This is a genomic window from Magnetospirillum sp. SS-4 (genome assembly GCF_902729425.1).
GTDB lineage: Bacteria > Pseudomonadota > Alphaproteobacteria > Rhodospirillales > Magnetospirillaceae > Phaeospirillum.
The window spans coordinates 1-9,789 of record NZ_CACVCH010000086.1; the positions used below are offsets into that span (position 1 = coordinate 1).

A 9,789-nucleotide genomic window follows, 5' to 3' on the forward strand; every position below is an offset into this window, starting at 1 on the left:
TGTAACGTCACGGCATCACCATGTAATATTCCATTAAACATAATGTAAACGAATTGCAATCACTGCCGTTCCTTCTGCCAGGCGGCGAAGGCCTCCATCATCACGCTTCGCATGGTCGAGGCCGAAGCGGCGGGAAAGGCGTCGGCCAGCCGATCCCACAGGGCGCCATTGTGCAGGACATGGCGGGCAAAGGTGTCCAGGTCGGCGGCACTGTCCTGGTCGAGGGACCGGTAAACGGCCTCGAACAGACGCCGGCGGTCTTCGTCGTCCTGCACGGCCATGGTCGGGGAGCTTTCGGAACGAACAGAGCCCCGCCACAGGTGGGGCGGGGCTCGCATAGGGGCGCGGGGGTCAGGTCAGAGGCTGGACTCGACCCATTCGAACAGCTTGCTCTTGGGCAAGGCGCCGATCTTGGTGGCGGCGACCTGGCCACCCTTGAAGATCATCAGGGTGGGGATGCCACGAACGCCATACTTGCCGGGAGTCGCCGGATTCTCGTCGATGTTGATCTTGACCACGGAAACCTTGGCCGCCATGGTCCCGGCGAGTTCCTCCAGCGCCGGGGCGATCTGGCGGCAGGGGCCGCACCATTCGGCCCAGAAATCCACCAGGACCGGACCGGTGGCCTGGAGCACATCGGCCTCGAACGAGGAATCGGTCACGTTCTTCATAGATACGTTCCTTGTCGAATTCAAAAGACGGAGCAGCCTCCGCACCGGCGGGTCACGACCGCGACCGGAGACACCACTGTAGAAAGCGGCCGCCCCAGCGTCAAGTTACCTGCCGACGATGCGAACGATGAAACCGTCCACCTCGCGGCTGAGGGTCTCGGACTGGCGCGACAGTTCCGCCGCCGCCTGGGCCACCTGCTCGGCGGATTCGGTGGCCTCGCCGGCGGTGGTCTGCACGGTGATGATGGCCGACGACACCGACGAGGCGCCGGCGGCGGCCTCGGAAACGTTGCGGGCGATCTCCAGGGTGACGGCGTTCTGCTCCTCCACCGCCCCGGCCACGGCGGACGACGCCTCCTCGATCTCGCCCACTGTGCGCGAGATTTCCTCGATGGCGGTGATGGCCTCGGCGGCGACGCCCTGGATCTGCGACACCTGCGAGGTGATGTCCTCGGTCGCGCGCGCGGTCTGGTTGGCGAGGTTCTTGACCTCGCCCGCCACCACGGCGAAGCCCTTGCCGGCCTCGCCGGCGCGGGCCGCCTCGATGGTGGCGTTGAGGGCGAGAAGGTTGGTCTGGGACGCGATGTCGTTGATCAGGCTGACGATGGCGCCGATGCGCTGGGCCGCCTCGGCGAGGCCGCGCACGGTGGTGTCGGTGCGCGACGCCACCACGGCGGCGTTGGCGGCGACCTGGGCGGCACGGTTGACCTGGGCGCTGATCTCGTGGATGGAGGCCGAGAATTCCTCGACCGCCGAGGCCACCGCCTGAACATTGACCGAGGCCTGTTCGGCGGCGGCGGCCACCGTCATGGCCTGGCGGGTGGTGTCGGTGGCCTGGGCCGACATGGCCCCCGACGAGGCCTCCAGCTCGGTGGAGGCGGCGGCGACGGCGTTGACCACCGGCTTGACCTGATTGTTGGCGAAATCGATGAATTCGGCGTCGCGGCTTTCCATCAGGCCCAGCGAGGCGTTGATGGTCCGGGCGAATTGGATGAAGTCGCCACGCATGCCGGTGGCGATGATCCGGCGGAAGTACTTGCGGTGATTGGCCGATTCCACCGCCGCGAACGCTTCCTTGCCGAAGGCCTCGGTCAGGTCGAGCAGACGGTTGACGTTGCGCAGCAAGACGCCGATCTCGTCGTCGCGGCGAATGCCGAGAACGCGGACATTGAGATCGCCGGCCGATGATTTGGCGAGGACCTGGACGGCGCCCGCCAGATCGTCGGCCACCGCCGAAATGGACGAGCCGACCCTGAGGGCCACGATGACGCCGGCCAGGGCGGCGGCCAGGGCGACGCCGACCAGGGCGGTCTGGGCGGCGCCGGTCGAGACCAGGGCGGCGGCGCAGGCGGCGGCGCAGGCCAGGGCGGGAATCAGGAGGGCGAGCCTGACGGAGCCCGCCTCGGATCGAAGGGTCTTGCTCATGATCGCTCCGTCGCTCAGCTGTTGGGGGTGATGGCGAAGACGAAGCGGTCGTAGCTGTCGAAACCGGCGTCGGCCACCGCCTGATTCAGCATCCGCCACGACGAGTCGAGGCCGGCCTTGCGGTCGGCGTGGCGGTTCTCCTCCTCCAGCAGCTTGCGGTACAGCGGCTTGATCTTGTCCAGCGCCGACGCCTCGGGCACCCGGCGGTTGGAATGATAGCCGACGATCTGGCCGGCGGCGTCGAAATTGGGGGTGACGTGGGCGAAGACCCAGTAATTGTCGCCGGTCTTGGCCATGTTGTTCACATAGGCGAACAGTTCGTGGCCGCTGGAGATGGTGTCCCACAGCAGCTTGAACACGCAGCGCGGCATCTCGGGATGGCGGATGATGGAATGGGGCTGGCCTATCACCTCCTGCTCGGTATAGCCGCTGACCGCGAGAAAAACGTCGTTGACGTAAGTCAGACGACCTTTCGGGTCGGTCTTGCTGACGATCAATTCATCCGGTGAAAAGGTCCGTTCCTTGCCGGAAAGGCTGACGCGCGACCGCTCCATGCATATGCTCCCCATATCCCCAATACCCAAGTATTGGGATATCAGTGTTACTGCCTACGCGCAAGGTATAAGAGCCCCCTCAATATTAAGGGGGATTTAATTTATTTCTACTCCACCAATCCTGCGTGACGACGACGGCAGGTTGATCAACCAAGGATCAATCCCCATCTCTGTGAAACAATTATTCCCGACGCATGGAGCGCGCCCGCCATGACCGATCCCGTTGCCGCCCAAAAGGCCCCCTACGCCGTCGAGGTGGAGGCCGGCAAGACCTATCATTGGTGCGCCTGCGGCCGCTCCGCCGCCCAGCCGTTCTGCGACGGCTCGCACAAGGGGACGAGCCTGGCCCCCGTCGCCCATACCCCGGACAAGGCCGGCACGCTGTATTTCTGCGGCTGCAAGGCCAGCCGCAAGGGCGCCCTGTGCGACGGAACCCACAAGACGCTATAGCGACGATCAGACCGCCTCGGCCCCGTCCTCGCCCACGTCCTCGATGGCGGCGCCCACGCCCAGGCCGAGCAGGGGCTCGCCCCCGGCATCCGGGATGGCCTCGACCGAGCGCAGGCGGCGGTCGATGGCGCGCTTGCGGACGGCAACCGCGTCGATGGTGTTGGCCGCCGTCTGAAGCTGGTTCTTCACCTTGTCCAGCACCTCGCCGTACTTGCCGAACTCGGTCTTGACCGCGCCCAGGATTTCCCACACCTCGCTGGAGCGCTTCTCGATGGCCATGGTCTTGAAGCCCATCTGCACCGCGTTGAGGATGGCCCCCAGGGTGGTGGGGCCGGCGGCCACCACCTTGTAGTCGCGCTGGATCATGTCCAGCAGGCCGGGGCGGCGCAGCACCTCGGCATAGAGACCCTCGGTCGGCAGGAACAGGATGGCGAAATCGGTGGTGACCGGCGGATTGACGTATTTGTCGCGGATGTCGCGGGCGAACTGCTTCACTCTGGTTTCCAGGGCCTTGGCGGCGGCCTCCACCGCCTCGGGATCGGCGCGTTCCACCGCCATTTGCAGCCGCTCGTAATCCTCGTTGGGGAACTTGGAATCGATGGGCAGCAGCACTTCCGGATCGCCATCGCCCTTGCCGGGCAGGCGGATGGCGTAATCGACCCGCTCCAGGCTGCCCTTGCGGCAATTGGCCTCACGGGCGAACTGGTCGGGGCGGAAGATCTGTTCCAGCAGGTTGCCGAGTTGGACCTCGCCCCAGGTGCCGCGGGTCTTGACGTTGGTGAGCACCCGCTTCAGGTCGCCGACGCCGTTGGCCAGCGACTGCATCTCGCCCAAGCCCTTGTGGACCTGTTCCAGCCGGTCGCTGACCAGCTTGAACGATTCACCCAGCCGCTTTTCCAGGGTTCCCTGAAGTTTCTCGTCGACGGTGTGGCGCATCTGCTCCAGCTTGGCGGTGTTCTCGCCGCGCAGCTTGTCCAGTTGCTCGGCGATGGCGCGGGTCTGCTCGGTCACCGCCCTGGTGACGGTCTCCAGCCGCTCCCTCAGGGTATTGGCCAGGGAATCGCCCTGCTGCTTCAGGCCGGTGGCGACCTCTTCGCGCAGGTTGCGGCCCTGGGTGGCCTGATCGGCGCGGAACTCGGCCAGCTTCTGCTCCACCAGCAGGCGCAGCTCGGTATGGTTCTTTTCCGACTGGGCCAGGGCCCCGTCCTGGAAGGCGCGGATGATGCCGGAAACCTCTTCCCGTCCCAGGCGGGCCTGGGCGGCGGCTTCGTCGCGCCCCCGGGCAGCCTCGTCGCGCAAGAGGCGTTCCAGCCGTTCCAGCTGGTCGGCGATGTCGGGCGGCCGGCGCAGCAGCAGCAGCACCACCCCGATCAGGGCGGCCAGCGACAGGGCGGCGGCGGCGATGGAATAGGTCATGCGCGGAAATCCCGGATCAGAAACGTATTTTTCGGCATGCCCGGCTTATCCCTGGGCGCCGAAGAATTCCAGTTGCCATTCCATTTCGTCGGCGGACAGGGGATGTTCGCCGGCCCGGGGCTGCAAGATCCGCCCCGACGGCAGGCGCAGCAGCTTGATCTGCAACTGACCGCCGAAGCTGGCCGACATGCCGGCCTTCCAGCCGATGGAAACGATGCCCTTGGCGCTTTGGGTCTCGACCACCTTGCGCACCACCCGTTGCGACAGGCCGGCCAGTTCGGCCAGCGCCGCCACGACGAAGGCGGCGTCGCCCGACGACAGGGCGGTATCGATGGCGGTTTCGGTCAGCTGGCCGGCGGCGCGCAATCCCCGCACCCGGTTGAGCAGGGCGGCCTCGTCCGAGACGCCCTTGGGTTCGGCGGCGCCCTCGATCTCGTCGATGCGGCGTGCCACCACCGCCGCCACCGCCGCCGCCGCCTCGTCGCCGAGATCGCGGCGGGCGGCCATGGCCTGCAACAGGCTGGCGGCAACGAAGCGGGCCAGCTTGCCGGCGGTCCTGGCCGACAGTTGCGGCCGCTCGACGAAGGGCTTGTGCCAGGTTTCTATGTCGGCGGCGCGGTCGGCGAGGCGGTCCAGGGTCTCTTCCCGAATCTGGGCCGACGGATTGCCCAGCAGCACGGCGATGGCGTCCACGTCGTCGGTGGCGGCGATGGCGTCGCACACCCGGGTGTTGACCACCGAGCGGCGCGAGATGGCGGCCAGCGCTCCGGGGATGGGGTTGGCGCCGATGATCTCCAGCAGGTCGTCGTCGTTCAGCACCGGCGAGAATTGCAGCACCGGCTCGGCCACCGCCAGCTCGGCGTCGCGGGCCAGACGGCGGATGACCTCGGGCGGGGCGTTGGCCACGTCCTTCAGCGCCTCGGCGAGAATCTGGCGAATCCTCGGAATCTGGTCGCGGGCCAGCACCTCCAGCGCCTCGTAGGTGATCCGGCGCAGGCGGTCCTGCTCCTGGGCGGTCAGGCCGGGGGCGATGCGGGTGATCTTGGCGGCCAGGTCGCCGCGCACCGCGTCGTTCTGGTCCGAGGCCAGCAGCAGATTGGCCTGGGCCGGGGCCAGAACGTTGGCGGCGACGCGGCGACGCACGTCGGGGTCGACGTCCTCGGCCAGGAAATAGAGAATCTCGGCCTTGACGTCCTGGCGCTCGGCCAGTTCGGACCGCACCCTGGCATCGGGATGCGCCGCCAGTTCCTTGGCCTTGTCGTAGTCGAGCGGCCGGGAGGTCCCGCCGAACAGCCGTTTCAGAAATCCGCTCACGCTTCCCCGCTCCCGACCGGCGGCGCCATCCTCCAGGCGCCCTTGCCGCTACGCTTCACCTCGTACATGGCCTTGTCGGCGCGGGCGATCAGCTCCTCTATGGTCTCGGAACTGCCGCCGCCATGCACCGCCACCCCCAGCGAGAAGTGCAGCGGCTTGTCCGGACTGCCGGAATAGCATTCCAGATCGGCCTTGCCGGCGGCCAGCAGGGCCTCGCAGCGCTGCACCGCGATCGACTCGCCGGCGCTTTCCAGCCAGATGGCGAACTCATCCCCCCCCAGCCGGGCCACCAGATCGATCGGGCGGGTGTGATGCAGCAACAGCTCGCGTACCGCCAGCAGGGCCTGATCGCCCATCTGATGGCCGTGAACGTCGTTGACCGCCTTGAAATTGTCGAGATCCACATAGATCAGGGTGGCCGGCTTGCCTTCGCGGGCCAGACGGGTGAAACGGCGGGAAATCTCGTCGAAGAAGGCGCGGCGATTGAACAGGCCGGTCAGGCCGTCGGTGCGCGACAATCGCACCACCCGTTCGTGATTGGCGATCTGCTCGGCGGCGAGGCCGACCTGATTGGCGACGTCGTCGATCAGCAGCCGGTCGTCGTCGCTCCAGGGGGCGCGGTCCTGGCCGCGCCACAGCACCACGGCCCCGTTGATGGAATGACGGTAGCGGCACACCGTCGCCAGCACCCGCCAACCCTCCAGGTCGCCGTCGAAGTGATCGGACCCCAGGAAGGAATCCAGCACCGCCCCCTCGTCGCCGGCCGCGCCCGACAGGGCGGCCAGCTCGAAATCCGAGGCATCGGGCAGGATGCGGAAGATCTGGCAGCCGGACGCCCCCAACGCCCGCGCCGTCGCCTCGGCGGCGGTCTTCAGCATGTCGGCGGGATCGACCTCGTCCCTGATGGTGCGCACGATATAGCCCAGCAGCCGCTCGCGGTTGTTGGCCCGCGACAGGGCGGCGTCGCGCAGCCGTTCCTGGGTGACGTCGCGGCAGACGCCGCGCGCGCCCTTCCACTCGCCGCGCTCGCCGCGAATCGGCGTGGCCGAGGCCAGCAGGCAGACCTGGGTGGCGTCGCTCTGGCGCATCCACACCTCGACGTCCTCGATCTCCATGTTGGTCTCGAAGGGGCTGGGGCCGTGCTGGCCGTCCTCGAACAGGACGAAATCGGTCGGCTTGCGCCCCACCAGTTCCTCGGCGGCGAAGCCCATGGCTCCCTTGGGGCTGACGAAGACGAAGCGGCCGTCCGGCCCGATCTCCCAGGCGAAGTCGCTGGAAATCTCCACCAGATCCTTGTATCGCTGCCGGGATTCCACCAGGGCGGCGCGCAGGTTGCGTTCCAGGGTGACGTCGCGCCCCACCACCAGCCGGCAGCCGTTCTCGCCGGGCAGGGCGACCAGATCGAGGATGGTGGTGCCGCCGCTGGGCATGGGCAGGCTTTCCACCGCCGTCGCACCGGGCCGGGCCAGCAGGTCGGCGAGGCAGGTGAGGCGCCCCTGGGCGATGGCGGCGGCCAGCGCCTCGGACCGGCCGTTGCCGGTCAGCACCTGGCCGTCGCGATCCAGCACCACCGCAGGCCCCGGAAAGGCGGCAAGCCCGTCCTGGGCCAGCGTCACCCCGGGTCTGCCGCCGAAGGCGGTGCGTCCACGCTGTCTGTCGCCGGTGGGGTCCATCCGATCCGGAATCCCTGTGGTTACGGGCGTAATTCCATACCATAGGCATGTCGGTTTAACGACCCCCTAACCGCGCTCCTTGCTTTGCCGCCGGAGCGAGGCTACCTATCACCCATGACACTCTTTCCCTCCGCCATCGAGACCTGGGTCTTCGACCTCGACAACACGCTGTATCCGGCGGCGTCCAGCCTGTTTCCCCAGATCGACATCCGCATGCGCCGCTTCATCGCCGAACGCCTGGACATGACGCTGGACGACGCCTTCGTCCTGCAAAAACGCTATTACCGCGAATTCGGCACCACCTTGCGCGGGCTGATGCTGGTCCACAAGATCGAGCCGGAGGCGTTCCTGTCCTTCGTCCACGACATCGACTGCACCGTGCTGGACGCCGCCCCCCGGCTGGACCGCGCCCTGGCGGCGCTGCCGGGACGCAAGCTGATCTTCACCAACGGTTCGGAGCGCCATGCCGAGAACGTGCTGGCCCGTCTCGGCATCAGCCGGCATTTCGAGGGCATCTTCGACATCCGCGCCGCCGGCTTCGTGCCCAAGCCGCAGCCGGAATGCTACCGGACCATGGTGCTGCGCCACGCCGTCGACCCCCGCTCGGCGCTGATGGTCGAGGACATCCACCGCAATCTGGCGCCGGCCGCCGCCATCGGCATGACCACCTTGTGGGTGCGCGAGGAAGGGCACCCCGACACCGCCGTGCTCGGCCAGGACGAGACCGACCTGTCCCATGTCCACCACATCACCGACGATCTGACCGGCTGGCTGGAAGGAATGGGGGGACGGTGACGGAACCGGTCAGGCGATAGCCCGCAGCGGCGCGGTCGCAAACGGCGCGGCGGCGGAACCGGGGGCGATGGTGGTCATGGCCCAGGCGGTCGAATCGACGAACAGGGCGCGCAGCAGCTGGTTGTTCAGCGCATGGCCGCAGCGGATGCCGTGGAAATGGCCGATCAGCGGCGCCCCGGCCAGATAGAGGTCGCCGACCGCGTCCAGGACCTTGTGGCGAACGAATTCGTCGGGATAGCGCAGGCCGTCGTCGTTCAGCACGCGGGTGCCGGTGGAATCGATCACCACGGCGTTGTCCAGCGAGCCGCCGCGGGCCAGGCCGTGGGCGCGCAGCATGGAAACCTCCTGCTCGAAGCCGAAGGTCCGGGCGCGGGACACTTCCGACTTGAAGGTGCCGCGGGACAGGTTGACGAAGAATTCCTGGCGGGAGATGGCGGCGCTGGCGAAATCGATCTCGAACCGCACCGAGAAGCCCGGCGAGGGCGTGAGCGAGGCGACGCGGTCGCCGTCCTTCACCGTCACCCGCTTCAGCACCTTGACAGCGCGGCGGGGAGCGGCCTGCTCGACCACGCCGGCGCATTCGATCAGGAACAGGAACGGGGCGGCCGAGCCGTCCATCACCGGCACTTCCGGACCGTTGATGTCAATCAGGCAGTCGTCGATCTGCATGCCGGCCAGGGCGGCCATCAGATGCTCGACCGTGCCGACCACCACGCCGTCGTCGTTGCGCAGGCAGGAATTCATGCGGGTGTCGTGGACCAGGGACCACAGGGCGGGAACGATGGCGCCGCCGCCGCTGATGTCGACGCGGCGAAAGCGGATGCCGGTACCGGCCTCGGCCGGGCGCAGCACCATGGTGACCTTGGCCCCGGAATGCAGGCCGATGCCGGTGCAGCCGATGCTGCTTTTCAGCGTGCGGGCGCGCACGGCGGAATGTTCGGAAAGATCGGCGGAAAAGGCGGTTCCGGACAGCTTGTCGGCAAGGATATGAGTCACGCCTGGTCCCCTATCGGTGTCGGCCGCGATCTTGTGTGGCCGTTGCGGCCGCCGCGAACCCTGTCTTTTCACGCTGATAGGTCTAGCAGCAGGGGGTCCAGCCCTCAAATCAATCATTGTTGCCAAATATTTCAAAGCCGCCGACGGCCTTGCGGGACGGCGCCCGCGCCCTCAATGCGCCGAGAACTGCTTGTCGACGTCGCGGATCAGGTCGATGCCCTGGATCATCTCGGTCATCATGAAGTCGGCGCGCTTGATGGGGCCGCCCGACTGGGGACGGGGAAACATCCTGGCGAAGGCGCTCATCTTCACGGTCAGGCCGCAGAGCGCCGAGCCGATGGTGACGTGGTAGCGTTCGATCATGCCCTTGACCGAGCGGAACTCGTCCTGGGAGATGTTCTCCCACATCTCGCGGGTGCGCTTGTCGAATACCTCCAGCCGTCCCGAGATCGAGGCGCTGATGGAATTGATCACCTCCTCGATCTGGTCGCAGGC

The 9,789-nt window shown here is 67.3% G+C and carries 10 protein-coding genes and 1 pseudogene; 2 read left to right on the forward strand and 9 right to left on the reverse strand.

What is annotated here, in order from left to right; translation table 11 throughout:
• Nucleotides 1-59: 59 nt before the first annotated feature.
• The 4 genes from MTBSS4_RS15875 to MTBSS4_RS15890 all read right to left on the reverse strand — a co-directional run bounded on the left by MTBSS4_RS15875 (nt 60) and on the right by MTBSS4_RS15890 (nt 2,650).
• Entirely contained in the window at nt 60-281 is a 222-nt protein-coding gene (locus MTBSS4_RS15875) for a hypothetical protein (RefSeq protein WP_173984383.1), read from the reverse strand.
• 75 nt (nt 282-356) lie between these two features.
• Nucleotides 357-671, reverse strand: a complete 315-nt coding sequence (trxA, locus tag MTBSS4_RS15880; RefSeq protein ID WP_173984384.1) for a thioredoxin TrxA — start codon at nt 669-671, stop codon at nt 357-359.
• Nucleotides 672-776: 105 nt separating this feature from the next.
• Nucleotides 777-2,096: a methyl-accepting chemotaxis protein gene (locus tag MTBSS4_RS15885; protein WP_173984385.1), complete on the reverse strand. Its 1,320-nt coding sequence runs from the start codon at nt 2,094-2,096 to the stop codon at nt 777-779.
• A 14-nt stretch (nt 2,097-2,110) separates the two neighbouring features.
• The gene (locus tag MTBSS4_RS15890; RefSeq protein WP_173984386.1) at nt 2,111-2,650 is read right to left on the reverse strand and encodes a PAS domain-containing protein; all 540 of its coding nucleotides are present in this window, start codon (nt 2,648-2,650) and stop codon (nt 2,111-2,113) included.
• A 210-nt stretch (nt 2,651-2,860) separates the two neighbouring features.
• Here MTBSS4_RS15890 and MTBSS4_RS15895 point away from each other — a divergent pair, with 210 nt between their 5' ends.
• The gene (locus MTBSS4_RS15895) at nt 2,861-3,100 is read left to right on the forward strand and encodes a CDGSH iron-sulfur domain-containing protein (protein ID WP_173984387.1); all 240 of its coding nucleotides are present in this window, start codon (nt 2,861-2,863) and stop codon (nt 3,098-3,100) included.
• Nucleotides 3,101-3,106: 6 nt separating this feature from the next.
• Here the strand turns inward: MTBSS4_RS15895 and MTBSS4_RS15900 are convergent, their stop codons facing one another.
• The 3 genes from MTBSS4_RS15900 to MTBSS4_RS15910 are packed head-to-tail and all read right to left on the reverse strand — an operon-like array spanning nt 3,107 to nt 7,503.
• Complete coding sequence (locus tag MTBSS4_RS15900) at nt 3,107-4,516, reverse strand: DNA recombination protein RmuC (RefSeq protein WP_173984388.1); 1,410 nt, start codon at nt 4,514-4,516, stop codon at nt 3,107-3,109.
• A 45-nt stretch (nt 4,517-4,561) separates the two neighbouring features.
• The gene (locus tag MTBSS4_RS15905) at nt 4,562-5,830 is read right to left on the reverse strand and encodes a DUF2336 domain-containing protein (RefSeq protein WP_173984389.1); all 1,269 of its coding nucleotides are present in this window, start codon (nt 5,828-5,830) and stop codon (nt 4,562-4,564) included.
• Nucleotides 5,827-7,503, reverse strand: a complete 1,677-nt coding sequence (locus tag MTBSS4_RS15910; protein WP_173984390.1) for a diguanylate cyclase — start codon at nt 7,501-7,503, stop codon at nt 5,827-5,829. The genes MTBSS4_RS15905 and MTBSS4_RS15910 overlap by 4 nt, the downstream gene beginning before the upstream one ends.
• A gap of 114 nt (nt 7,504-7,617) precedes the next feature.
• On the opposite strand from MTBSS4_RS15910, the gene MTBSS4_RS15915 reads away from it, so the two are divergent.
• Nucleotides 7,618-8,298 carry a pyrimidine 5'-nucleotidase gene (locus tag MTBSS4_RS15915; RefSeq protein WP_173984391.1) on the forward strand — a complete coding sequence of 227 codons (681 nt, stop codon included), beginning with the start codon at nt 7,618-7,620 and terminating at the stop codon, nt 8,296-8,298.
• 9 nt (nt 8,299-8,307) lie between these two features.
• Here the strand turns inward: MTBSS4_RS15915 and lpxC are convergent, their stop codons facing one another.
• The gene (gene lpxC, locus MTBSS4_RS15920) at nt 8,308-9,294 is read right to left on the reverse strand and encodes a UDP-3-O-acyl-N-acetylglucosamine deacetylase (protein WP_254432603.1); all 987 of its coding nucleotides are present in this window, start codon (nt 9,292-9,294) and stop codon (nt 8,308-8,310) included.
• A 171-nt stretch (nt 9,295-9,465) separates the two neighbouring features.
• Nucleotides 9,466-9,789: pseudogene (locus tag MTBSS4_RS15925) on the reverse strand (hypothetical protein); the annotation flags it as partial.